This is a genomic window from Micromonospora sp. CNZ309 (assembly GCF_002846525.1).
On sequence record NZ_PJNG01000001.1, the window covers coordinates 836,044 to 862,894 of the forward strand.

Annotated in this window: 6 protein-coding genes and 1 pseudogene; 6 read left to right on the forward strand and 1 reads right to left on the reverse strand. The window is 75.6% G+C overall.

Translation table 11 applies throughout. The features are described 5' to 3' along the window. Window positions 1-26 precede the first annotated feature (26 nt). The 6 genes and pseudogenes from CLT72_RS03135 (at window position 27) to CLT72_RS03160 (ending at window position 23,872) form a co-directional block, all read left to right on the forward strand. The gene (locus tag CLT72_RS03135; RefSeq protein ID WP_101409427.1) at window positions 27-5,024 is read left to right on the forward strand and encodes a type I polyketide synthase; all 4,998 of its coding nucleotides are present in this window, start codon (window positions 27-29) and stop codon (window positions 5,022-5,024) included. 48 nt (window positions 5,025-5,072) lie between these two features. Then, window positions 5,073-14,552, forward strand: coding sequence for a type I polyketide synthase (locus CLT72_RS03140; protein ID WP_101409428.1), 9,480 nt, complete (start codon window positions 5,073-5,075; stop codon window positions 14,550-14,552). 25 nt (window positions 14,553-14,577) lie between these two features. Then, window positions 14,578-20,049 (forward strand): annotated as a pseudogene (locus CLT72_RS03145) (type I polyketide synthase); the annotation flags it as partial. A gap of 87 nt (window positions 20,050-20,136) precedes the next feature. After that, window positions 20,137-21,189, forward strand: a complete 1,053-nt coding sequence (locus tag CLT72_RS03150) for an ABC transporter ATP-binding protein (RefSeq protein WP_089000779.1) — start codon at window positions 20,137-20,139, stop codon at window positions 21,187-21,189. Beyond that, window positions 21,186-22,025, forward strand: coding sequence for an ABC transporter permease (locus CLT72_RS03155; RefSeq protein WP_089000778.1), 840 nt, complete (start codon window positions 21,186-21,188; stop codon window positions 22,023-22,025). The genes CLT72_RS03150 and CLT72_RS03155 overlap by 4 nt, the downstream gene beginning before the upstream one ends. A gap of 443 nt (window positions 22,026-22,468) precedes the next feature. After that, entirely contained in the window at window positions 22,469-23,872 is a 1,404-nt protein-coding gene (locus tag CLT72_RS03160) for a glycosyltransferase (protein ID WP_101409430.1), read from the forward strand. A 67-nt stretch (window positions 23,873-23,939) separates the two neighbouring features. On the opposite strand, the gene CLT72_RS03165 is transcribed toward CLT72_RS03160, so the two are convergent. Further along, window positions 23,940-26,750: a helix-turn-helix transcriptional regulator gene (locus CLT72_RS03165; RefSeq protein ID WP_486484174.1), complete on the reverse strand. Its 2,811-nt coding sequence runs from the start codon at window positions 26,748-26,750 to the stop codon at window positions 23,940-23,942. Between the last annotated feature and the right edge of the window lie 101 nt (window positions 26,751-26,851).

Consider the following 26,851-nt stretch of genomic DNA (forward strand, 5'->3'; position numbering starts at 1 on the left):
CTTCGAATCGAGGCAGGGGCCACCCGATGAGCGACGACAAGCTGCGGTACTTCCTCAAGCGGGTGACCGCCGACCTGCACGACACCAAGCGCAAGCTGCAGACCGTCGAGGCCCGGGATCAGGAGCCGCTGGCCATCGTCTCCATGAGCTGCCGCTTCCCCGGTGGGGTCCGGTCGCCGGAAGCCCTGTGGGACCTCGTCGCCGACGGCCGGGACGCGCTCACCGAGTTCCCGGACGACCGGGGCTGGGACCTGGAGGCGCTCTACGACCCGGACCCCAACAAGCCGGGCAAGAGCTACACCCGCATCGGCGGGTTCCTCGACGGCGCCGGTGACTTCGACCCGTCCCTCTTCGGCATCTCGCCGCGTGAGGCCCTCGCCATGGACCCGCAGCAGCGGCTGCTGCTGGAGACGTCCTGGGAGGCCGTCGAGCGGGCCGGTATCGACCCGCTGTCGCTGCGCGGCAGCTCCACCGGCGTCTTCGTCGGGTTGAGCACGTCCAACTACGGCATGGGTCTGCCCAACGTGCCCGAGGGCGTCGACATGTACATCGGCACCGGCAACACCACAAGCGTCGCGTCCGGCCGGATCTCGTTCACCCTCGGCCTCAACGGCCCGGCCGTCACCGTCGACACCGCCTGCTCCTCCTCGCTGGTGGCCCTGCACCTCGCCGTGAACGCGCTGCGCCGCGGCGAGTGCGACCTGGCCATCGCCGGTGGCGTCACCGTCATGGTCACCCCCGGCGTCTTCGTCGTCTTCTCCCGGCAGCGCGGCATGTCCGTGGACGGCCGGTGCAGGGCGTTCGCGGCCGGCGCGGACGGCACCGGCTGGGGCGAGGGCGGCGGCGTGCTCGTCGTGGAGCGGCTGGCCGACGCCGAGCGCAACGGCCACCCGATCCTCGCCGTGATCCGGGGCAGCGCCCTCAACCAGGACGGTGCGTCCAACGGGCTCACCGCCCCGAACGGTCCCTCCCAGCAGCGGGTCATCCGGCAGGCCCTCGCCAACGCCCGGCTCGGCACCGCCGACGTCGACATGGTCGAGGCGCACGGCACCGGCACCACCCTCGGCGACCCCATCGAGGCGCAGGCGCTCATCGCCACGTACGGGCAGGACCGGCCGGCCGACCGGCCGCTGTGGCTGGGCTCGGTGAAGTCGAACATCGGCCACACCCAGAGCGCCGCCGGCGTCGCCGGGCTGGTCAAGATGGTGATGGCGCTGCGCAACGGCGTCATGCCGGAGACCCTGCACGTCGACGAGCCCTCCCCGCACGTGGACTGGACCGCCGGTGCCGTGTCCCTGCTCACCGAGTCCAAGCCGTGGCCGGAACTGGACCGCCCCCGCCGCGGCGGCGTCTCCTCCTTCGGCGTCAGCGGCACCAACGCGCACGTGATCCTGGAGGAGTACCGGCCGCGCGTCGCCGACCCGGTCGCCGTCGACGGCGAGGAGGCCGTCGAGGCCACCGCCGTCGAGCCCGCGCGACGGCCCGGCCTGGTCGCCTCCGACGTCACCCTCTGGCCGGTGTCGGCCCGGTCGAAGACCGCCCTCGCCGGGCAGGCCGCCCGCCTCGCGCGGCACGTGCGCGAGCACGGCGACCTCGCCCCGGCGGCGGTCGGCTGGTCGCTGGCCACCACCCGCTCGACGTTCGACCACCGCGCCGCCGTCGTCGCCTCGACCGCCGACGAGCTGCTCGCCGGGCTGGACGCCCTCGCCGCCGGCCAGCCGGCCGGCAACCTCGTCACCGGTACGGTCACCAGCGCCGGCACCGGCCCCGTGTTCGTGTTCCCCGGTCAGGGCGCGCAGTCGGCGCGGATGGCGGCCGGCCTGGTGGGTCGTACGCCGGTGTTCGACGCGAAGCTGGCCGAGTGCCAGCGGGCCCTCGCCCCGTACCTCGACGTGGACCTGGTGTCGGTGCTGACCGGCGACGACGAGTCGTGGCTGGAGCGGGTCGAGGTCGTGCAGCCGGTGCTGTGGGCCGTCGGCATCGCCCTCGCGGCCGTGTGGCGCGCGGCGGGCGTCGTCCCGGACGCGGTCGTCGGCCACTCGCAGGGCGAGATCGGCGCCGCCTGCGTGGCCGGCATCCTCACCCTGGAGGACGCCGCCCGGACGGTGGCGCTGCGCTCCCGTGCGCTCGCCGTGCTGCGCGGCACCGGCACGATGGCGTCGGTGGACCTGCCGGCCGACGCGGTCGCCGAGCGGCTGCCGGCCTACCCGGGCGTCGGGGTGGCGGCCGTCAACGGCCCGTCCACCGTCGTGGTCTCCGGCCCGCCGCAGCCCGTGGCCGACCTCGTGGCGGCGTGCCAGGCCGAGGGCCTGCGCGCCCGGCTCATCCCCGTCGACTACGCCTCCCACTCCGAGGCCGTGCAGCAGGTCGCCGAGCAGCTCCGCGCCGACCTGGCCGACGTCGCCCCGCAGGCCGGCCACACCCGGCTCGTCTCCACCCTGACCGGGGACTGGGTCGACCCCGCCGCGATGACCGCCGACTACTGGTACGACAACCTGCGCCGGACCGTGCGGTTCGACGCGGCCGTGCGCACGGCGATCGCCGCCGGGCACACCACCTTCGTGGAGATCAGCCCCCACCCGGTGCTGACGATGCCGGTCACGGCGATCCTCGACGACAGCGGCGTCACCGGCCACACCCTGGGCAGTCTGCGCCGCGGCGACGACGACCCGACGCGGCTGCTGACCAACCTGGCCACCGCGCACGCCATCGGCCTGCCCGTCGACCTGGCGGACGTCCTCGCCGAGACCGACGTCGCGCCGCTGCCCACGTACGCCTTCGACCACCAGCGGTTCTGGCTCGACGGCAGTGGCGGCCCCGACCTGGAGAGCCTGCTCCAGGGCGCGGCGGCCGACCCGAGCGACGCGAGCTTCTGGGCGGCCGTGGAACGCGGCGACGTCACCGCCCTCGCCGAGACCATCGCCACCGACGAGACCCCGGCGCACGAGGTCCTCGACGCGCTGCTGCCCGCCCTGCCGCTGCTCACCTCCTGGCGGCGGCAGCGGCGCCGGCAGTCCGACATCGACAGCTGGCGCTACCAGGACACCTGGAAGCCGCTGACCGGCGTCGCCAACCGGGGCATGAGCGGCACCTGGGTCGTGGTCATGCCGACCGGCGACATCATCGAGCCCTGGCAGGACGCCTGCGTCGAGGCGTTCACGGCCGCCGGCGCGACGCTCGTCCCGGTCGCCGTCTCCACCCCCGACGTCGACCGCGACCAGTTCGGCAAGCTGCTCCAGGAGGCGCTCGCCGCCGTACCGGGCGGCGACGCCGCCGCCCCCGAGGTGACCGGCGTGGTCTCGCTGCTCGCCTTCGACGAGCTGGCCCACCCGCTGCACCCGTCCGTGCCCGGCGGCTTCGCCGCCACCGTCGCGCTCTTCCAGGCCCTCGGCGACATCGGCCTGCGCGCCCCCATGTGGAGCGTCACCTCCGGCGCGGCCTCCGTCGGCATGGCCGACCTGCTGCGCTCCCCGGTGCAGTCGCTGGTCTGGGGCTTCGGCCGGGTCGCCGCGCTGGAGCACCCGCAGCGCTGGGGCGGTCTCGTGGACCTGCCCGAGGCCGTCGAGGACCGCTGCGCCGACCTGCTGGTCGCGGCCCTCACCACCGCCGGGGAGGAGGACCAGATCGCGGTACGCCCCAGCGGTCTGCTCGCCCGCCGGCTCACCCGGGTCCCGCTCGGCGACAGCCAGCCCGCCAACCCGTGGCAGCCGTACGGCACGGCGCTGGTCACCGGCGGCACCGGCGCGCTCGGTGGGCACGCCGCCCGCTGGCTGGCCCGCAGCGGCGTGGAGAACATCGTCGTCGTCAGCCGGCGGGGCATGGCCGCGCCGGGCGCGCAGCAGCTCGTCGACGACCTCACCGAGCTGGGCGCCCAGGCAACCGTCGTCGAGTGCGACGCCTCCGACCGCGACGCGCTGGCCGACCTGATCGACGCGATCCCCGCCGAGTACCCGCTCACCGCCGTCGTGCACGCCTCCGCCGTGCTCGACGACGCCATGATCAACGACATCCGGCCGGAGCAGATCGAGCGCGTGCTCCAGGCCAAGGTCGACGTCGCGTACAACCTGCACGAGCTGACCCTCGACCACGAGCTGTCGGCGTTCATCATGTTCTCGTCCTTCGCCGGCAGCGTGGCCAGCTCCGGCGTCGGCAACTACGCCCCGAGCAACGCGTTCCTCGACGCGCTGGCCCAGCACCGGCGCGGCCTCGGCCTGACCGCCACCAGCGTCGCCTGGGGGGCGTGGGCCGGCGGCGGCATGGCAGACGGGCCGCTCGGCGAGCTGCTGCACCGCCACGGCGTACCCGAGATGACCCCCGACGCGGCCATCGCCGCGCTGCACCAGGCCGTCGACCACGGCGAGGCGTTCCTCACCATCGCCGACATCGCCTGGGAGCGGTTCTCCGTCGCCTTCACCGCCACCCGGCCCGGCCCGCTGATCAGCGACCTGCCGGACGTGCGGCGGCTCGCCACGGCCGAGAAGGTCGCCAGCGTGGAGGCCGGCGACGGCCCGGAGTCGTTGCAGGAGCGGCTCGCCGGGCTGCCCGCCGCCGAGCGGCTCGCCGTGCTGCTCGGCCTGGTCCGCAGCCAGGTCGCCGCCGTGCTCAACTACCCGTCCGCCGAGTCGGTGGACGAGCACCGGGCGTTCCGGGAGCTCGGCTTCGACTCCGTCACCGCCGTCGAGCTGCGCAACCGGCTCGGCTCGGCCACCGGCGTGGCCCTCCCGGTCACCCTGGTCTTCGACTACCCGACCCCGACGACCCTGGCGGAGTACCTGTTCGCCGAGGTCGCCCACGACGACGTGGTCACCCCGACCGCCCTCCTCGACGATCTGGACCGGATCGCCGACAGCCTCGACGTGGTGGCGCGCGACGAGGCCGCCCGGGTGCGGGCCACCGTACGCCTCCAGGCGATGCTCTCCCGGCTCGCCCAGGACAGCGGTGGCGCCGACATCGGCCGGCACCTCGACGACGCCACCGACGACGAACTGTTCGCGATGGTGGACAAGGACCTCGGCATCTCCTGACCTCCAGCTCCAGCTCTCTCCCGTCCCTTTCGAGGAAGCGGCACTCCGATGGCCAATGAAGACAAGCTCCGCGACTACCTCAAGCGGGTCATGGCTGATCTCCACGACACCCGCCGCCGGCTCAGTGAGGCACAGTCCCAGGAACTGGAGCCGGTGGCGATCGTGGCGATGAGCTGCCGGTTGCCGGGCGGGGTGCGCAACCCCGACGACCTGTGGGAGCTGCTGCGCGACGGCCGGGACGCCGTCACCCCCTTCCCCGACGACCGGGGCTGGGACCTGGAGCGCCTCTACCACCCCGACCCCGACAACCCGGGCACCTCGTACGCCCGGGAGGGCGGGTTCATCGACGGGGCCGGGGACTTCGACTCCGCCTTCTTCGGCATCTCGCCCCGCGAGGCGTTGACGATGGACCCCCAGCAGCGACTGCTGCTGGAGACGTCCTGGGAGGCGGTCGAGGCCGCCGGCATCGACCCCGCCTCGCTGCGCGGCAGCCGGACCGGGGTGTTCGTCGGCACCAACGGGCAGGACTACGGCACCCTGCTGATGATGTCGCCGGACGGCGACGAGGGGCACTCGATGACCGGGGGCGCGGCGGCCGTCGCGTCGGGCCGGGTGTCGTACGCCCTCGGGCTGGAGGGGCCGGCCGTCTCCATCGACACGGCCTGCTCGTCGTCGCTGGTGGCGCTGCACCTCGCCGTGCAGGCGCTGCGGGCGGGGGAGTGCGACCTGGCGCTGGCCGGCGGGGTGACCGTGATGGCCACCCCGGGCCTCTACATCGGATCCAGCCGCCAGCGCGCCCTCTCCCCGGACGGGCGGTGCCGGTCGTTCGCCGCCGCCGCCGACGGCGCCGGGTTCTCCGAGGGCGTCGGCTGGCTGCTGGTCGAGCGGCTGTCGGACGCCCGCCGCAACGGCCACCGCGTCCTCGCGGTGGTCCGGGGCACCGCCGTCAACCAGGACGGCGCGTCGAACGGGTTGACGGCCCCGAACGGGCCGGCGCAGCAGCGGGTGATCAGCCAGGCCCTGGCCTCCGCCCGGCTCGCCACCGCCGACGTGGACGTCGTGGAGGCGCACGGCACCGGCACCAAGCTGGGCGACCCGATCGAGGCGCAGGCGCTCATCGCCACGTACGGGCAGGACCGGGGGGAGGCGCCGCCGCTGCTGCTCGGCTCGGTGAAGTCGAACATCGGCCACGCCCAGGCCGCCGCGGGCGTGGCCGGCGTGATCAAGCTGGTGCTCGCCATCCGGCACGGCCTCGTGCCGGCGACGCTGCACGTCGACGCGCCGTCCCCGCACATCGACTGGACGGCCGGCGCGGTGGAACTGGTCACCGAGGCCCGGCCGTGGCCCGAGACCGGCCGGGTACGGCGCGGCGCCGTCTCCTCGTTCGGCATCTCCGGCACCAACGCCCACGTGATCATCGAGCAGCCGGCCGAGCCGGCCGAGGAACGCCCGTCCGACACCGCCCCCGGTCTCGTCGCCGCCGACGCCCTGCTGTGGCCGGTGTCGGCCCGGTCGAAGGCCGCCCTGGCCGGGCAGGCCGCCCGGCTCGCGTCGTACCTGCGCGGGCGGGCTGGCACGGACCCGGCCGCGGTGGGCTGGTCCCTGGCGGCCACCCGCTCCACGTTCGACCACCGCGCCGCCGTCGTCGCCTCGACCGCCGACGAGCTGCTCGCCGGGCTGGACGCGGTCGCGGCCGGACTGCCGGCCGGCAACGTGGTCACCGCCGTGGCGGCGAGCCCCGGCGCGGGCCCGGTATTCGTCTTCCCCGGTCAGGGCGCGCAGTCGGCGCGGATGGCGGCCGGCCTGGTGGGTCGTACGCCGGTGTTCGACGCGAAGCTGGCCGAGTGCCAGCGGGCCCTCGCCCCGTACCTCGACGTGGACCTGGTGTCGGTGCTGACCGGCGACGACGAGTCGTGGCTGGCGCGGGTCGAGGTCGTGCAGCCGGTGCTGTGGGCCGTGGGCATGGCCCTCGCGGCCGTGTGGCAGCACGCCGGGGTCACCCCGGCTGCGGTGGTCGGTCACTCGCAGGGCGAGATCGGCGCGGCCTGCGTGGCCGGGATCCTGAGCATCGAGGACGCGGCGAAGGCCGTGGCCCTGCGCTCGCGTGCCCTGACCGTGCTGCGGGGCACCGGCACCATGGCGTCGATCGACCTGTCCGCCGACGCGGTCGCCGAGCGGCTGCCGGCCTTCCCGGGCGTCGGGGTGGCCGCCGTCAACGGCCCGTCCACCGTCGTGGTCTCCGGCCCGCCGCAGCACGTCGCCGACCTGGTGCAGGCGTGCCAGGCCGAGGGGATCCGCGCCCGGCTGATCCCCGTCGACTACGCGTCGCACTCGCCGGCCGTCCAGGAGGTCGCCGAGCAGCTCCGCGCCGACCTGGCCGACGTCGCCCCGCAGGCCGGCCACACCCGGCTCGTCTCCACCCTGACCGGGGACTGGGCCGAACCCACCGTCATGGGCGCCGACTACTGGTACGACAACCTGCGGCAGACCGTGCAGTTCGACGCCGCCGTGCGGGTCGCCGTCGCCGCCGGGCACACCACGTTCATCGAGATCAGCCCCCACCCGGTGCTGACGATGCCGGTCACGGCGATCCTCGACGACACCGGCGTCACCGGCCACACCCTGGGCAGTCTGCGCCGCGACGACGACGACCCGACGCGGCTGCTGACCAACCTCGCCACCGCCCACGCCATCGGCCTGCCCGTCGACCTGACGAAGGTGCTCCCCGCCGCGCCCGCCGTCGACCTGCCCACGTACGCCTTCGACCACCACCGGTACTGGCCCGCGCCGCCGGTCTTCCTCGCCGCGCCCGACGGCGAGCCCGACATCGACCGGTGGCGCTACCGGATCACCTGGCAGGCCGTGCCCGACCTGCCGCTGACCTGGCTCGGCGGCACCTGGCTCGTCCCGGTGCCCGCGGCACTGGGCGACGACCCCCTGGTCACCGACGTGCTGTCGGCACTCGGCAACTTCGGCGCGGACGTCGTACCCGTGCCGCTGGACGCCACCGACGACCCGGCGGCGCTGGCCGACGCGCTGGGCGCCGCGCTCGCCGGCCCGGACGCCCCCGTCGCCGTGCTCTCACTGCTGGGCCTGGACGAACGCGCGCACCCGGAGCACCCGGCGACCTCGCTGGCCGCCTCGGGCACCGCCCTGCTGGTGCAGGCGCTCGGCGCGCTCGGCGTCGAGGCGCCGCTGTGGTGCGCGACCCGCGGGGCCGTCGCGGTCGGCCCCGACGACCCGGCGCCGCGCCCCGTCGCCGCCTCCGTCTGGGGGCTCGGCCGGGCCGTCGCCCTGGAGCACCCCGGCCGCTGGGGCGGCCTGCTCGACCTGCCGGACGTCCTCGACGCGCAGGCCGGCGCGCTGCTCTGCGCGGCGCTCGGCGCCAGCGGCGGCGAGGACCCGCTCGGCGACGACGACGCAGACCAGTCCGGTGGCGAGGACCAGCTCGCCGTCCGCGACTCCGGGGTGTACGTGCGCCGGCTCGCCCGGATCACCGAACCCGAGCCGGCAGCCGCCGGGGACACCTGGCGGATGCGCGGCACCGTGCTGATCACCGGCGGCACCGGCGGGCTGGGCGGGCACCTGGCCCGGTGGGCGGCCCGCTCCGGCGCCGCGCACGTCCTGCTCGCCAGCCGGCGCGGCCCGGACGCCCCCGGCGCCGCCGAGCTGGAGGCGGAGCTGACCGACCTCGGCGTACGGGTCACCGTGGCCCGCTGCGACGTCGCCGACCGGGCGCAGGTGGCCGACCTGCTCGCCGCCGCCCCCGCCGACGCCCCGGTGACCGCCGTGCTGCACACCGCCGCCGTTCTCGACGACGGGATCGTCGACACGGCCACCGCGCAGCGCCTGCACACCGTCGCCGCGCCGAAGTGCGCCGCCGCGCTGCACCTCGACGAGCTGACCCGGGACCTCGACCTGGACGCCTTCGTGCTCTTCTCCTCGGTCGCCGGCACCACCGGCAACGCCGGGCAGGGCGCGTACGGGGCGGCGAACGCGTTCCTCGACGCCCTCGCCGAACGGCGCCGGGCCGAGGGCCGACCCGCGCTCTCCGTGGCCTGGGGCGCCTGGCGCGGTGCCGGCCTGCCCGCCGACAACGAGCGCGCCCAGCAGCGGCTGCGCCGGGGCGGCATGGTCGGCATGGACCCGGACCTGGCCGTCGAGGCCCTCGCCCGGGCGCTGCGGCGCGACGAGACCACCACCGTCATCGCCGACATCGACTGGGCCCGGTTCGCCCCCGCGTTCACCCTGGTCCGGCCCAGCCCGCTGCTCGGCGACCTCGCCGAGGTACGCGAGGCGACGCGGCCCGCCCCGCAGGAGGCCGCCGAGGAGGAGACGGACGTACCGTCGGCCCTGGCGCGGCGGCTCGCCGGGCTCGCCCCGGCGGAGCGCGCCGCGACGCTGCTGGAGCTGGTCCGCCAGTGCGCGGCCACCGCGCTCGGCTACGGCGCCGCCGACGACATCCCGGCCACCCTGCCGTTCCGCGACCTCGGCCTGGACTCGCTGACCGCCGTGGACATGCGCAACTTCCTGGCCGCCGCCACCGACCTGCGGCTGCCCGCGACGCTCGCCTTCGACTACCCGAACCCGACGGTGCTCGCCGCGCACCTCGACGAACTGCTCACCGGTGCCGTCCCGGACGTGGCCACCCCCGCCCCGGCCGCCACGGCCGACGACGACGAGCCGATCGCCATCGTGGCGATGAGCTGCCGCCTGCCCGGCGGGGCGGACACCCCGGAGCAGCTGTGGCAGCTCCTCGCCGGCGGCGGCGACGCGATGGGCGAGTTCCCCACCGACCGGGGCTGGGACCTCGACCGGCTCTTCGACTCCGACCCGGAGAAGGAGGGCACCAGCTACGCCCGCGAGGGCGGCTTCGTCACCGGGGCCGCCGACTTCGACGCCGGCTTCTTCGGCATCAGCCCCCGCGAGGCCCTGGCCATGGACCCGCAGCAGCGGCTGCTGCTGGAGGCGTCCTGGGAGGCCATCGAGCGGGCCGGGATCGACCCGCACGCCCTGCGCGGCAGCCCCACCGGCGTCTTCGTCGGCACCAACTACCAGGACTACCGCAACCTGATGTTCAGCGCCGAGGGCGCCGAGGGGCACCTGATGACCGGCAACGCCGGCAGCGTGCTCTCCGGCCGGGTGTCGTACACCCTCGGGCTGGAGGGGCCCGCCGTCTCGGTGGACACCGCCTGCTCGTCGTCGCTGGTCGCGCTGCACTGGGCCTGCCAGGCGCTGCGCCGCTCGGAGTGCTCCCTCGCCCTCGTCGGCGGCGTCACCGTCATGTCCACCCCCGGGGTGTTCGTCGGCTTCAGCCGGCAGCGTGGCCTCGCCCCGGACAGCCGGGTCAAGGCGTTCGCCTCCGCCGCCGACGGCACCAGCTGGGGCGAGGGCCTCGGCCTGCTGCTCGTCGAGCGGCTCTCCGACGCCCGCCGCAACGGCCACCCCGTGCTCGCCGTGATCCGGGGCAGCGCCGTCAACCAGGACGGCGCGTCCAACGGGCTCACCGCCCCGAACGGGCCGTCGCAGCAGCGGGTGATCCGGCAGGCGCTCGCCAACGCCGGCCTCACCCCGGCCGACGTGGACGCCGTCGAGGCGCACGGCACCGGCACGAAGCTCGGCGACCCGATCGAGGCGCAGGCCCTGCTCGCCACGTACGGCCAGCGGCCCGCCGACCAGCCGCTCTGGCTCGGCTCGATCAAGTCCAACATCGGGCACACGCAGGCCGCCGCCGGGGTCGCCGGGATCATCAAGATGGTGCTGGCGCTGCGGCACGGCTACCTGCCGCAGACCCTGCACGTCGACGAGCCGACCGACCAGGTGGACTGGAGCGTCGGCGCGGTCGAGCTGCTCGACGAGGGCCGCCCGTGGCCCGTCACCGACCACCCGCGCCGCGCGGCCGTCTCCTCGTTCGGCATCAGCGGCACCAACGCGCACACCATCCTGGAACAGGCCCCGGAGCCGTCCGTCGTCGAGCAGCCCACGGGCGACCCGGCCCTGCTGCCGGTGGTGCCGGTGCTGCTGTCGGGCCGCACCGGTGCCGCGCTGGCCGCCCAGGCGGAGCGCTGGGCCGAGCAGCTCACCGGGCTGGAGGCGCCGCGTACGGTCGACGTCGGCTGGTCGTCGGCGGTCTCCCGGGCCACCCTGGAACACCGCGCCGTCGTGCTGGCCACCGACCGGATCGCCCTGGGCGCCGGACTGCGCGCCCTCGGCGCCGGCGAGGACTCGCCGCTGGTGGTGACCGGCGTGGCCGCGTCCCGGCCGAAGGTGGCGTACCTCTTCTCGGGGCAGGGCGCCCAGCGGGCCGGGATGGGTCGCGAGCTGGCGGAGGCGTTCCCCGTCTTCGCCGCCGCCCTGGACGAGGCATGTGCCGCCCTCGACGCGCACCTGCCCCGCCCGCTGAAGCCGCTGCTCTTCGCCGAGCCCGACACCGCAGAGGCCGAGGCGCTGGACCGCACGGAGTTCACCCAGCCGGCGCTCTTCGCCGTGGAGGTGGCGCTGTTCCGGCTGCTGGAGGCGTGGGGCGTGCGCCCCGACGCCGTCGCCGGGCACTCCATCGGCGAGTTCGCCGCGGCGCACGCCGCCGGAGTGCTCTCCCTGGCCGACGCCGCCGAACTGGTCGCCGCCCGGGGCCGGCTGATGCAGGCGCTGCCGGCCGGCGGGGCGATGCTCGCCATCGCCGCCACCGAGGCCGAGGTGACCGCCACGCTCGCCGACCGCGCCGCGCGGGTCTCCGTCGCCGCCGTCAACGGTCCCGCCGCCGTCGTGGTGTCCGGGGCCGGCGACGCGATCGAGGAACTGGCCGCCGAGTGGACCGCCCGGGGCGTACGGATCCGGCGCCTCACGGTCAGCCACGCGTTCCACAGCCCGCTGATGGATCCGGTGCTCGACGACCTCGCCGCCGTCGCCGGACGGCTGCGCTACGCGCCCCCGACCATCCCGATGATCTCCACCGTCACCGGCGCGCCGGTCGACGTGGCGGAGATCGGCACGCCCGACTACTGGGTGCGCCACGCCCGCGACGCCGTACGCTTCGCCGACGCCGTCACGGCGCTGCGGGAGCGCAACGTCACCGGCTACGTCGAGATCGGCCCGGACGGGGTGCTCACCGCCCTCGCCCAGGCCGTCCTCGCCGAGGACGCCCCGACCGGCGGGCGGCCCCCGCTGGTCGTGCCGGCCCTGCGCCGGGACCGTGCCGAGCCGACCACCCTGCTGCGGGCGGTCGCCGCGCTGCACACCCACGGCGTCTCCCCGGACTGGTCCGCCCTCTACGCGGGCACCGGCGCGCAGCGGGTCGACCTGCCCACCTACACCTTCGACCGGCAGCGCTACTGGCCGGAGCCGCCGCCGTGGGCCAGCCTGGCCGCCGAGGACGAGGACACCGAGGTCGAGCGCCGCTTCTGGGCGGCCGTCGAGGCCGAGGACCTCGAGTCGCTGGCCCGTGACCTGGACGTGCATCGCGACCAGCCGTTCGGCACCGTGCTGCCCGCCCTGTCCGCGTGGCGGCGGCGCGGCCGGGAGCGGGCCCTCGTGGACGGCAGCCGGTACCGTGTCGTCTGGGAGCCCATCGCGGAGACCCCGCAGGAGCAGGATCCCGGCCGCTGGCTGGTGCTGCTGCCCGCCGACCGGGCGGACGACCCCGACCTGAACTCCTGCACCTGGGCGCTGGGCTCCGAGGTCAGCATCGTGCCCGTGGACACCGCCGCCGACCCCGACGAGCTGTGCGGCGGGTTCGCCGACGTGCTCACCGAGGCGCTCGGCGCGGGCGAGGGGCCGCTGTCGATCCTGTCCTTCCTCGGCCTGGACGACGCCCCGCACGCCGAGCATCCGGCGCTGCCCCGCGGCCTCGCCGCGACCGTGCACCTGCTCCAGCAGCTCGTCGACCTCGACGCCCCGGCCCGCCTGTGGTGCGTCACCCAGGGCGCCGTCGGAACCGGCGACGGCGACGTCCCCGCCAACCCGCGGCAGGCGATGCTGTGGGGCCTGGGCCGGGTGGCGGCGCTGGAGCAGCCCACCCGCTGGGCCGGGCTGGTCGACCTGCCCACCGACCTCGAGCCGTGGACGGCGATGCGCCTCGGCGGCCTCCTCACCGGCGGCGGCGTGGAGGACCAGCTCGCCGTCCGCGACTCCGGGGTGCTGGTGCGGCGGCTCGTCCCGGCCACCACCGACGGGGAGCCCGCGCCGTGGCAGCCCCGGGGCACGGTGCTGATCACCGGCGGCACCGGCGCGCTCGGCGGGCACGTGGCCCGCTGGGTGGCCGGCGCCGGCGCGCAACGCGTGGTGCTGACCAGCCGGCGGGGCACCGACACCCCGGGCGCCGCCGAGCTGCTCGCCGAGCTGACCGGTCTCGGCGTGGACTGCCGGGTCGCCCGCTGTGACGCCGCCGACCGCGGCGCCGTGGCCGAACTCCTGGCCGACCTGCGGCGGGAGGGGCCGCCGCTGCGCGCGGTGGTGCACGCCGCAGGGGTCAGCGAGGTGGTGCCGCTGGCCGACACCACCCTGGAGGACCTGGCGTACGTCATCGCCCCGAAGCTCTCCGGCGCCGAGCACCTCGACGAGCTGCTCGACGACACCGAGCTGGACGCGTTCGTGCTCTTCTCGTCCATCTCGGCGGTGTGGGGCAGCGGCGGGCAGGGCGCGTACGCGGCCGGCAACGCCTACCTGGACGCGCTCGCCGAGCGGCGGCGCGGCCGGGGCCTGCCGGCCACGTCCGTGGCGTGGGGCCCGTGGACCGAGTCGGGCATGTACACCGAGGGCGCCGCGGAGCAGCTGCGCCGCCGCGGCCTGCGGGTGATGCCGCCGGGCGTGGCGATGGCCGGACTGCGCCACGCCCTGGCCGCCGACGACACCTGCGTCACCGTCGCCGACGTCGACTGGGCCACCTTCCAGCCGCTGTTCACCTCGCTGCGACCCAGCCCGCTGCTGGCGGAGCTGCCGGCCGTACGCGAGCTGGACGCCGCCCCCGCCCAGACGCCGGACGCGTCCGCGCCGGTCGCCCGGGACCTGCTCGCCGGGTTGCGGGCGCTGCCCGGCGACGAACGGCGGGCCGCGCTGCTGGAGATGGTGCGGGTCGACGCGGCGAAGGTGCTCGGCCACCCCTCCGGCGACGCGATCGAGACCGACCGGGGCTTCCTGGACCTCGGCTTCGACTCGCTCACCGCCGTGGAGCTGCGTAACCTGCTCACCGCGGCGACCGGGCACGACCTGCCCACCACGGTCGTCTTCGACTACCCGACCCCGGCCGGCCTGGCCGACCACCTGTACGAGGAGCTGTTCGCCGACGGCGACGCGGACGTCGGCGACGGCGGCGACGAGGAGTCGGTCCGCCGGGCCCTCGCCGCGATCCCGCTGGACGAGCTGCGTCAGGCGGGCCTGCTCGACCAGCTGCTCCAGCTGGCCCGCACGAGCGCCGGCCCGTCGGCCGTGGCGCCCGCCGCCCCGGCCGCGTCGCCCGCGCCCGAGGCCCAGATCCGCGAACTCGACGTCGCCGGCCTGGTCCGGATGGCCCTGGAAGGCTCCGACTCGTGACCCGGCCGGCCCTGAGGAGCCCCCGATGAGTGTTTCCCTGGACGAGGTCGTCGGCGCGCTGCGCGCGTCCCTGCTCGACAACCAGAAGCTCAAGCAGCAGAACCAGCAGCTGACCGCCGCGCTCAGCGAGCCGGTGGCGATCATCGGCATGAGCTGCCGGTTCCCCGGCGGCGTCGGGTCGCCGGAGCAGCTGTGGGACCTGGTGGCGGCGGGCACCGACGCGATGTCGGCGTTCCCCGACGACCGGGGCTGGAACCTGGGTGCGCTCTACGACCCGGATCCCGACCCCGACAGCCGGGGCACGTCGTACGTGCGCGAGGGCGGGTTCCTCTACTCCGCCGGGGACTTCGACCCCGCCTTCTTCGGCATCAGCCCCCGCGAGGCCCTCGCCATGGACCCGCAGCAGCGGCTGCTGCTGGAGACCGCGTGGGAGGCGTTCGAGCGGGCCGGCATCGACCCCACCACGCTGCGCGGCGCGCCCACCGGCGTGTACGCGGCGACCAGCAGCCAGGGCGACTACGCGGCGCTGCTCACCGGGGTCAGCGGCGGCGTCGAGGGCTACCTCGGCACCGGCAGCGCCGCCGCGGTCGCCAGCGGCCGGATCTCGTACGCGCTGGGCCTGGAGGGGCCGGCGGTCACCGTGGACACGGCGTGCAGCTCGTCCCTGGTCGCGCTGCACCTGGCCTGCCAGGCGCTGCGGCTGGGCGAGTGCACGATGGCGCTGGTCGGCGGGGTGTCGGTGATGGCCACCCCGACCGTCTTCGTGGAGTTCTCCCGCCAGCGCGGCCTGTCCACCGACGGCCGGTGCAAGTCGTTCGCCGCCGCCGCCGACGGCACCGGCTGGTCCGAGGGGGCCGGCATGCTGCTGGTCGAGCGGCTCTCCGACGCCCGCCGCAACGGCCACCCGGTCCTCGCGGTGGTACGCGGCAGCGCGGTCAACCAGGACGGCGCGAGCAGCGGGCTGACCGCCCCGAACGGCCCGTCCCAGCGGCGGGTGATCCGGCAGGCCCTCACCAACGCGGGGCTGAGCGCCGACCAGGTGGACGTCGTCGAGGCGCACGGCACCGGCACCACGCTCGGCGACCCGATCGAGGCGCAGGCGCTGCTGGCCACGTACGGCAGGGAGCGCCCCGCCGACCGGCCGCTGTGGCTGGGGTCGGTGAAGTCGAACATCGGGCACACCCAGGCGGCGGCGGGCGTGGCCGGGGTGATGAAGATGGTCCTGGCCATGCGGCACGGGATGCTGCCGCCCACCCTGCACGTGGACGAGCCCACCCCGCACGTCGACTGGAACAGCGGGGCGGTGTCCCTGCTGACCGGGGCGCAGCCCTGGCCGGAGACCGGGCAGCCGCGCCGGGCCGGGGTCTCCGCGTTCGGGATCAGCGGCACCAACGCGCACGTCATCATCGAGCAGGCCGTCGGGGCGGACACCGACGACGCCCGGCCGGCCGGCACGCCCGCCCCGCCGGCCCCCTGGGTCGTCTCCGCCCGGTCCGCGCCGGCCCTGGCCGGACAGGCCCGGCGGCTGCTCGACCATCTCGCCGCCCACCCCGACCTGGCCCCGGCCGACGTGGCGTGCTCGCTGGTCACCACCCGGGCGGCGCTGCCGCACCGGGCCGCCGTGATCGGTGACGACCGCGACGCGCTGCTGTCGGGCCTGCGCGCCCTCGCCGAGGAGCGCAACGCCCCCGGCGTGGTACGCGGGGTGGCCCGCCCGGCCGGCAAGGTCGCGTTCCTCTTCACCGGCCAGGGCGCCCAGCGCCCCGGCATGGGCGCCGAGCTGTGCCGCCGGTTCCCGGTGTTCGCCGCCGCGTTCGACGAGGTGGCCGGAGAACTGGACCGGCACCTGAGCCGGCCGCTGCGGGAGGTGGCCTTCGCCGGGGCCGACTCGCCCGAGGCGGCGCTGCTGGACCGCACCGAGTTCACCCAGCCGGCGCTGTTCGCCTACGAGGTCGCCGCCTACCGGCTGGTCACCGCTTGGGGGCTGCGCCCGCAGTTCCTGCTCGGGCACTCGGTCGGCGAGCTGGCCGCGGCGCACGTCGCCGGCGTGCTGTCGCTGGCCGACGCGGCGGCCCTGGTGGCCGCCCGGGGCCGGCTGATGCAGCAGCTGCCGGTCGGCGGGGCGATGCTGGCGGTACGGGCAGCCGAGGCCGAGGTGCTCCCGCTGCTCGACGAGCGGGTGTCGCTGGCCGCGGTGAACGGCCCCCGCTCGGTGGTGCTCTCCGGCGACGAGGAGGCCGTGCTCGCGGCGGGTCGGCGGCTGGCCGCCGAGGGCCGGCGGTCCCGCCGGCTGCGGGTCAGCCACGCGTTCCACTCCGCGCGCATGGACGCCATGCTGGCCGACTTCCGGGTCGTCGCGGAGAAGGTCACCTGGCATCCGCCGACCCTGCCGGTCGTCTCCGACCGCACCGGCGAGCCGCTGACCGCCGCCCAGGCCACCGACCCGGGCTACTGGGTCGACCACGTGCGGGACACCGTCCGCTTCCACGACGGCGTCGCCACCCTGGCCGCCGCCGGTGTCGCGACCTTCCTGGAACTCGGCCCCGACGGCGCCCTGACCGCGCTGGCCCGCGAGTGCCTGCCCGACGTCGAGCCCACGGCCTTCGTACCGCTCGGCCGCCGGGACCAGCCGGAGGCGGCCACCCTGCTCGCCGCGCTCGCCGCCGTGGACCTGCGCGGCGCCGGGGTGCACTGGCCGGCGCTCTTCGCCGGCAGCGACGCCGCCCGCGTCGAGCTGCCCACCTACGCCTTCCACCACGAGCGCTACTGGCCGGACCCGCCCACCGTCGACCTCATCCAACCCGCCGCCGGCGACGACGAGGAGTTCTGGGCCGCCGTGGCGGCGGGCCGGCCGGACGCGCTGGCCGCCACGCTCGGCCTCGACGGCGGCCGGCAGGAGGCGCTCGCCGAGCTGCTGCCCGCCCTCGCGTCCTACCGGGACCGGCGGCGCCGCGGATCCGAGCTCGACGGCCTGCGGTACCGCGCCGACTGGGCCCGCGTCGCCCCGCCCGCCGCCGGCACCGCGCCGGCCGGCGACTGCCTGGTGGTGGCCGGCGCGGGCACCGACGCCGACGCCGTGCTGGCCGCCCTGCGCGCCGAGGGCCTGACCCCGGTGCTCGTGACCGTGGCCGACGACCCGGACGAGATCGCCGGGGCCCTGCCCGTAGGGGGAACCCCGTCGGCCGTGCTCTCGCTGCTGGCGGCGGGGGAGCCGGCCGGGACCGCCGCGCTGGCCGCGACCGCCGCGCTCGTGCGGGCCCTCGGCGGCGCCGGGAGCAGCGCGCCGGTGTGGACGGTGACTCGGGGCGCGGTGGCCGTCGACGCGGACGATCCCGCGCCCGCCGTGGCCGGCGCGTACCTCTGGGGTCTGGGTCGGGTGCTGGCGTTGGAACAGCCGCGCCTGTGGGGCGGGCTGGTGGACCTGCCGGCGGAGCCGGACGACGCCGCGCTCGCCGTGCTCGCCCGGCTCGTCGCGGCCGGCGGCGACGAGGACCAGCTCGCGGTGCGCTCCGGCGGGGTGTACGCGCGGCGGCTGTCGCGCGCCCCGGCCGGCGCCGCCGACGCGGACTGGCGGCCCCGCGGCGCGGTCCTGGTGCACGGGGCGGCGACGGTGCGCACCCCGCACCTGCTGCGGTGGCTCGCCGACCGGGGCGCGACCCACCTCGTCGTCGTCGGTTCCGTGCCGCCCGCCGACCTGGGCCGCGACGTCGCCGTCACCGGCGTCGACGACCTCGACGGGCTGCCCGGGGCGCTGGACCGGCTGGCCGCCGCCGGCACCGAGGTCCGCACCGTCCTGCACGTCGCCGACTCCGACGGGGCCGGCGACCCGGTCGTGGCGCTGGAGCCGCGCGACCTGGCCGACGCCGTGGCCGCCCGCACCGCCGCCGTGCACCTGCTCGAGCAGGCCTGCGCCGGTCGGCCGGTCGACGAGTTCGTGGTCTTCACCTCCACCGCCGCCGTCTGGGGCAGCGGGGGAGCGGCCGTCTCCGCCGCCGCCGGCGCCGGGCTGGAGGCCCTGGCCGCCGGCCGGCGCGCCGCCGGCCGGCCGGCCACCGTCGTCGCGTGGGTGCCCTGGGCGGACGAGGTGACCGATCCGGTACCGCTGCGACGCCGGGGGGTCCGTCCGCTGCCCACCGCGCTGGCCCTGTCCGCGTTAGAGCAGGCCGTGGGCCGCGGCGACGAGCAGCTCGCGGTCGCCGACCTCGACTGGGCCGCCTTCGTGCCGGCCTTCACCGCCGTCCGGCCCAGCCCGCTGCTGCGCGGCGTGCCCGAGGCGGTGGTCGCCGCCGACCGGGACGCCGGGTCCGGCGGCGAGGCCACCGACCCGGCCCGGGCGCTGCGCGACCGGCTGGCCGGCGTCCCGGCCGGCGACCGGCACCGGATCCTGCTGGACCTGGTACGGGCACGCGTGGCCACGGTGCTCGGGCACGCCTCGCCCGGCGCGGTCGAGGCCGACCGCGACTTCCTGGAACTCGGCTTCGACTCGTTGACGGCGCTGGAGCTGCGCGACGCGCTGTGCCAGGAGACCGGGGCGGAGCTGTCGGCGACCCTGCTCTTCGACCACCCCACCCCTACGGCGCTGGCCCGCCACCTGCTCGGTCAGCTCGTCGGCGCGGACGCCGCCGAGGACGCGGCGGACGCCGCCGGGGGCGGCGCACCGGAGAGCGCCGGTGGCGGCCTGCTCGGCGGGCTGTTCAACCAGCCGAAGGCGCGCGAGGATCCGGCCGGGTACGCCGAACTCCTGGTCAAGCTCGCCCAGTTCCGGCCCAGCTTCAGCGAACCGGCGCAGCTCACCCGACCGGCCGGCATCCTCCGGCTGGCCCAGGGGGACGCCCGGGCGCAGCTGGTGTGCTGCTGCACCATGTCGCTGCTCTCCGGGGCCCACGAGTACGCCCGACTGGCCGCCGGCTTCCGGGGGGTGCGCGACGTGTGGGCCCTGCCCAACCCGGGGTTCGGCGTCGGCGAGGAGCTGCCCGCCGACCTCGACGCCCTGCTGCGGGTGCACGCCGACACGGTGCTGCGCGCCGTGGGCGCCGGCCCGTTCGTGCTGGCCGGGCACTCGGGCGGCGCGATGGTGGCCAACCTGCTCGCCGGTGAGCTGGAGCGCCAGGGCCGGACGCCGGACGCGGTGGTGCTGATGGACACCTACCCGGCGGACAGCGAGGTGCTCGGCGGATGGGTGCCGCAGCTGCTCGACGGGATGATCGACCGGGAGAGCGCGTACACGCCGATGGACGACTGGCGGACGACCGCGTGGGCCGGCTACCTGCCCCTGTTCCTGGACTGGCAGCCGGTCGAGATGGCGGCGCCGACCCTGCTGGTCCGGGCCAGCGAGCCGCTGGGGGAGTGGGCCGGCGAGGAGGACGGCTGGCGCTCCCGCTGGCCCTATCCGCACGAGGTGGCGGACGCGGCGGGTGACCACTTCAGCATGGTCGCCGACCGGGGGCCGGAACTTGCCGGCACGGTGCAGCGGTGGCTGACCGGGCGGGGTCTGTGACCGGTACCGCCCCTGGCGTGCCCCTAGCGCCCCCTATCGGCGCACGCACATCTATCGGACCGATGTTTCAGGACGGAGCATGACGACGTGGACGAGGCAGTGGTGGTCACGGAGCTGGTCAAGCGGTACCAGCCCAACATGCCACCGGCGGTGGACGGACTGAGTTTCTCCGTCGGCGCCGGTGAGGTCTTCGGCCTGCTCGGGCCGAACGGCGCCGGCAAGACGACGACGATCGGGGTGCTGACGACACGGGTGCGGGCCACCTCGGGCCGGGCCCGGGTGTGCGGCGCCGACGTGATCGGCGCGCCCGCCGTCGCTCGGCAGTTGCTGGCGGTCGTACCGCAGCGGGTGAACCTGGACCGGGCGCTGACCGTCCGGCAGAACCTGCTGTTCCACGCGGCGTACCACCGCGTGCCCCGGGCGCAGCGCATCCGGCGGGCGGACGAGCTGCTGGACCAGATGGGGCTCAAGGACTTCGCGAACCACCGTACCGACTTCCTGTCCGGTGGCCTCGCCCAGCGCACGATGATCGCCCGCGCGCTGATGCACTCGCCCCGGGTGCTCTTCCTCGACGAGCCGTCCGCGGGCCTCGACCCGCAGTCCCGGCTCTTCGTGCACGACCGGATCGCCGAGCTGAAGCGGGCCGGGGTGACCGTGGTGGTCACCACGCACGACATGGACGAGGCGGAGAAGCTCTGCGACCGCGTCGGCATCGTCGACCACGGCAAGCTGCTCACCATGGACACCCCGTCCGCGCTGACCCGTACGCTGCCGGGCAGCAGCACCCTGACCCTCGTGGTGACCCCCGGCGCCCCCGCCGAGGAGGTGCGGGCCGCGCTCGACGCGATCCCGGACGTGGAGCAGGTGGAACACTTCAAGATGACCGCCCCGGCGCCCGTCGCCGCGCCGGCGTTCCCCGGCATGCCGGCGATGCCGATGCCCGCGCCGGCCCCCGACGCGCCCGTCGATCCGGACGCCCCGCTCTCCTTCCGGGTCTACACCAGCGGTCAGCCGGCCAACGCCATCCCGATGGCGATGAAGATCCTCGCCGACCTGGGCTGCGAGGTTCGTGACCTCAACATCGGCCAGCCCAGCCTGGAAGATGTCTTCATCCACCTGACCGGAAGGGAACTTCGGTGAGCGTCGCCGCCCCCGCCCCCCCGTCCGCGCCCTCGTCGGCCGCGGCGCCGCCGCCGGTGAGCGCGCTGGACCAGTTCGCCACGTTCCGCGCGGTGCTCTCGCGGGACCTGTTCGTCACCGGCCGGGAGCTGGTCGGCTTCCTGCTCCAGGTCTTCATCCAGCCGTTGTTCATGCTGCTGATCTTCGGCAAGGTGCTCAGCGACCTGGGCTACGCCAGCGACGACTTCTCCAACGTGCTGCTGCCCGGCGTCATCGCGCTGAACGCCTTCCTGATCGGGCTGGAGAACACCGCGCTGCCGATGATGATGGACTTCTCCTTCACCCGGGAGATCGAGGACCGCCTCCTGTCGCCCATGGCGATTCCGCTGGTGGCCCTGGAGAAGATCGTCTTCGGCGGCATCCGCGGCCTGATCGCCGGCGTGGTGCTGATCCCGGTCGGCATGCTCATGCTCGGTGTCACCTGGCCCTGGGCGGTCGTGCTGAAGGTGGTCGGGGTGTTGGCGATCGGCGCGCTGGTCGGTGCGGCGGTCGGCCTCGCCTTCGGCACGCTGGTGCCGACGCAGCACATCCAGATCATGTTCACCGTGGTGATGACCCCGATCATGTTCACCGGCGCGACCCAGTTCCCGCTGCTCGGCCTGGACTCGCTGCGCTGGTACCAGGTGATCTGCTCGCTCAACCCGCTCACCTACATCAGCGAGGCCACCCGGTCGCTCGTCGGCCCGCCCGGGGTCGAGTCGCTGCCGCTCTGGCTGTGCATGTGCGTCCTCACCGGGGTCTTCGTGGTGTTCTCGGCGATCGGCATGCGTGGCTTCATGCGCCGCGCCATGGACTGACCGACCAGGACCGACGCAGACATCCACCCGTCCGTCGTACCAACCGAACGCCGATGGCCCGGGCCGCTCACGCGGCCCGGGCCATCGGCGTCGTGGTTTCGGGCGTGACGTCGACGCCGATCGGGGAACGCGCGCCACAGACCTGAGCAGGCTCAGGCAGAGCCGGTTCGCCCGAAATAATCGGCAGAAAACCCCATTCTCCGCGAGCGTCGTCGCGCCAATCGTGGCAGGCTAAATAGACGGCGGTAGTTCCTGGGCCCGACTGTCCCGGAGTGACCGGCCCTGTGTCAGGGGACCCGCCGAACGTTGCCGAATCGATAAAGATCGATGACCGGCCCTGCCGCTGACTGGACGGCTCCACGAACAGCCCGCCGGTGCGGCGTACTCCAGGGTCGGACGGCGCAGGTCGCCGCACAGGCGGGAAGGAGTGGCGGACGGTGCACATGACCGGAAACGACCGCGACCGAGCGGTGCTGGTCGTCGCCTACAACAGCGCGGGGATGTTCAACCCGTTGCTCACCATCGTGGGCGAGTTGAAGGCCCGGGGAGTCGGGAACGTCTGGTTCGCGTCGACCGAGGATCGCCGGGCGGACGTCGAGGGGCTGCGCGGGCCGGGTGAGGTCACCTTCGTCTCGCTCGGCCCGGCCCGGCCACAGTCGTCACCGGACACCTGGGACGACGCCACGTACCGGGCGCTGACCACCGGCGACCGTGCGACCAGCTTCGCCCGCTACCTCGACGTCAGCACCGACTACGACCACGTGCAGCAGCTCTACCGGCGCTGCCTGGACGTCATCGACGAGGTCGGCCCGGCGCTGGCCGTGGTCGACAGCCTCGCCAGCTGGGCCATGGACGCCGCACAGACGCGGCGGCTGCCCTACGTGGTCAGCATCTCGCTGCCGCCGTCCAACTTCCTCCAGGAGCAGTTGCCGCCGCGCTACCCCGCTCCGTTCTCGGGACTGCCGCAGCAGATGACGCCCCGGCAGCAGGCGGCCAACACCGGCTTCCGTAACCGGCTGGTGCGGGCGCTGATGGAGCCGCAGCGGCTACGCCGCAGCCTCGCCGCCGTGGCCAGCCGGAGGGCGGCCGGCATCCCCAACCCGGAGATGCGCCCGGCGGGCTACGTCGAGGCCGCCGAGGCCCTCATGGCGTACACGGTGTTCGGCTTCGAGTACCCGTTCGCCACCGCCCCGGAGAAGCTGCGGATGCTCGGCCCCGTGGTGCCCCGCGAGCTGCCGCCGGCCGACGACGACGAGCTGATGGGATGGCTCGACGAGCACCCCTCGGTGGTCTACGTCGGGTTCGGCACCATCATGCGACTGTCGCAGGGGCAGGTGGACGCGATCGTCGAGGTCGCCGAGCGGCTCGGGCCCGGACACGCCGTGCTGTGGAAGGTGCCCGCACGCCAACGGCACCTCCTCCCGCCGGAGCGACGGCTGCCGGCCAACCTGCGGGTGGAGGCGTGGCTGCCGTCGCAGCTGCGGGTGCTGGCCCACCCGCACGTGCGGGTCTTCTTCAACCACGGCGCCGCCAACGCCATCCACGAGGCCGTCCACTTCGCCGTACCGCAGCTGGTGATGCCGTTCTGGCTGGACTGCCCCGACGGCGCGGTGCGGGCGGTCGACAGCGGGGTGGCGCTCGCCGTCGAGCGCGCCGATTCGCCGAACGTCGAGGACGTCCTGGCCAAGCTCGGACGACTGCTGGGCGAGGAGACGTTCCGGGCGCGGGCGCGGCTGTGGAGCCGGCGGATGCGCCAGGCCGGCGGGGTCACCGCCGCCGCCGACCTCGTGCTGCGGCACCGCGACGCCGCGGCCGCCCGCCCGCCCGCAGGGCTGGCAGTCGGCTGAGTTCCTGGCTGCCGTACGCCGAAGGGGGCGCGGTGGTCCACTGCCACCGCGCCCCCTTCGAGGCCCGTCAGGACGCGGCGCCCTGGGTCTCGTCGGCCAACGCCTCCGCGTACGCGACGAGCCGGGACGGCAGGTCGGTGCGGCGCTTCACGTCCAGCTTGCGGTAGACCCGGGTCAGGTGCTGCTCGACCGTGCTCACCGTGATGAAGAGCTTGCTGGAGATCTGCCGGTTGGTGTGCCCCTGCGCGGCCAGCGCGGCGACCCGGCGTTCGGCGTCGCTCAGCCCGTCGTCCGGCTCCTGCAACTCGGCGGCGGCCGGGTACGCCGGCAGCCCGCTGCCCGGCTCCCGGCGGATCAGCCGCTGGGCCAGCACCGACGCCCCGCAGTCCTGGGCGAGCTGGTAGGCCCGCCGCACGAGCAGGCGGGCGCGGGCCGAGTCCCCGGCGCGTTGCAACGTCTGGCCGGTGTCGCCGAGGGCCCGGACGAGTTCCAGCCGGTCGCCGCTGGACTGGAGCAGGTTGACCGCCTCGGAGAGCAGCTTGCGCCGGTGGTCCTGGGCGGCGGTGGTGGCGAGCAGGCGCAGCGTGCGGCCCCGGGTCCGGTCGTCGACCCCGTGCGGCACCCGCAACTGCTCCTGGAGCAGCTGCGTGGCCTGCGTCTTGTTGCCGACGCTGAGCTGCACCCGGGCCAGCTCCAGCCGCCACGGCACCAGCCCGGCCGCGTCGATGCCCCAGGCGCGCATGAGCTCGCCGCAGCGCCGCAGGTCGGTGGTGGCGGCGTGCGGTCGCCGTACGGCGAGGTGGTGCCGGGCGCGGGCGGCCAGGTAGTGCAGGCCCAGCGGGGTGCGGAACATGCCGGGCGGGACCGGGTGGGCGAGCCACCGGTCGGCCTCGGAGAACCGGCCCGACTCGGTCGCGCAGGCGACCAGCGTGGCCAGCGGGCCGGCGACCGCCACCCCCCAGGCGGGGGCGGGCATGTCCTCCAGGGCCGCGCGGGCGTGGTGCTCGGCGCCGGGCAGGTCGCCGACGCGCAGCGCCGCCTCCGCCCGGATCGCCCGGATGACGGCCCGCCACCCCGGCGCGTGCTGGGCCACCGGCCGGCCGAGCAGCACGTCCCCCCAGACCGCGGCCCGGTCGGAGCGACCCGTCCAGAGCAGTGCGAGCAGGGGAGCGGCCAGCATGCCCAGCGCCCCGTCGTCCGTGTGGTGGCGCTGGAGGAGCTGCTCGGCGGTCGCCACGGTGTCGTTGTCCGCGGCCGGCGTCAGCGCGGTGCCGAGCACCGTCACCGCCTGGAGCAGCGGGCTGATCGCGGTCGGCGCGCTCGCCGCCCGGCTCCAGGTGCTCGGGGTCTCCCGTACGCCGGCCAGGTGGTCCGGGTGGGAGAGCGAGACCAGCAGCTGCATCATCCGCAGGCGACCGGGCAGGGAGCCGTTCTCCTCGTCGGACGGGAAGGCGGTGACCGCCTCGGTGGCCTCGTCCACCCGGCCCTGCCAGAGCAGGTAGGGCACGGCGGACAGGCCCGCGTCGGTGGACCAGCCGGCGGCCCGCGCCGTCTCCACCAGCTCGGTCAGCTGCCCGTTCACCGTCAACGGGTTGATCTGCCAACGCGCGCTGACCAGCATCTCGGTGGTGGCGGTCCGCTGCTGCTCGTCCACGGGCGCCCGGGAGACCAGCCGCAGGCAGGCGGCGGCCACGTCGGGCCGGCCCGACGCCAACGCGTGCCCGGCGGCGTCCTGGAGCACGGGCACCATCCAGGGGGCACCCGCCGTGCCGGCGGCCACCAGGTGCTCGGCCACCACGCTCGGCTCCGCGCCGTGCTCGTGCAGCACCTCGGCGGCCCGCTGGTGCAGGCTGCGCCGTTCGTCGGCCGACATGTCGCCCAGGATCGAGCGCAGGATGCGCGGGTGGCGCAGCTCGTCGGACTCCATCAACCCCGAGGTACGCAACACCCGCACCGCCGGCACCGTGGACTCGGGCACCACGTCGAGGAGGTGACCGAGCAGGTCGACCGGTGCGGGCCGGTTGAGCACCGCCAGCGCCTGGGCCACCCGGCGTACGCCCGGCTCGTGCCGGTAGAGACAACCGAGCACGGCCTGGTCGAACGCGTCACCGACGGTTTGGCCGTAGTCGTCGCTCAGCCCGCCGCCGACCCGCTCCTCGAGCAGCGCCCGGGTGAGCAGCGGGTTGCCGCCGGTCATCCGTACGCACCGTTCCGCCGTCCTGCGGGCGTCGGCGTCGTCGGCGTCGCCGCCGGCCAGCCGGGCGACCGCCTCCACGGTCAGCGGCGGCAGGCCGATCCGGGAGAAGTGCGGCTGGCTGAGCAGTTCGGCCCGGAACAGCGGGTGCGGCGGACGCAGCGTCGACGCCTCGGCGAGCACGAGCATGATCCGGGCGTGGCGCAGCCGGCGGGCCACGTAGAGAAGGCAGTGCAGCGAGGCCGGATCCGCGTGGTGCACGTCGTCGACGACGAGGACCAGGGGACCGGCGCCGGTCAGGTCGAGCAGGGTGGCGAAGAGCCCGTGCAGCAGGGGCGCCCAGGCCCGGTCGCCGTCGGCCGCCTCGCCGCCGGGCTCGGGCAGCGGTACGGCGAAGGTGGCGTCCCGGATCAGCTTCTCGACCCGGGCCGCCTCCTGCGGCGCGAGCCGTGCACTGTGGAACAGTTGCCCGACGACCCCCAGGTGCAGCCCGCGCTCCGCCCGGGAGCCCGCGGCGCTCATCACCTGCCCGCCGGCGCCCGCCGCCCACTCGCTGAACGACTCCAGCAGGCTCGTCTTGCCGCTTCCCACGGCGCCGGTCACCAGCGCGACGTGGCCGCGCTGCTGGTCCTCACAGGCCCGGAACGCGCGCCGGAGACGGGTCGTCTGTTCCTCTTGCTGCACCAACACCAGCGTGTCAGCCCTTCTCGTACGCGGCGACGGACCGGGAACCCCGGTGCTGTCGAAGCCGCCTCCCCCTTGCCGGACAGCCGCCCCCTCCACCC

Excerpts from the sequence above, each read along its gene's own strand:
- CLT72_RS03135 (WP_101409427.1), top strand. The coding sequence starts at position 27 with ATGAGCGACGACAAGCTGCGGTACTTCCTCAAGCGGGTGACCGCCGAC.
- CLT72_RS03140 (WP_101409428.1), top strand. The coding sequence starts at position 5,073 with ATGGCCAATGAAGACAAGCTCCGCGACTACCTCAAGCGGGTCATGGCT.
- CLT72_RS03160 (WP_101409430.1), top strand. The coding sequence starts at position 22,469 with ATGACCGGAAACGACCGCGACCGAGCGGTGCTGGTCGTCGCCTACAAC.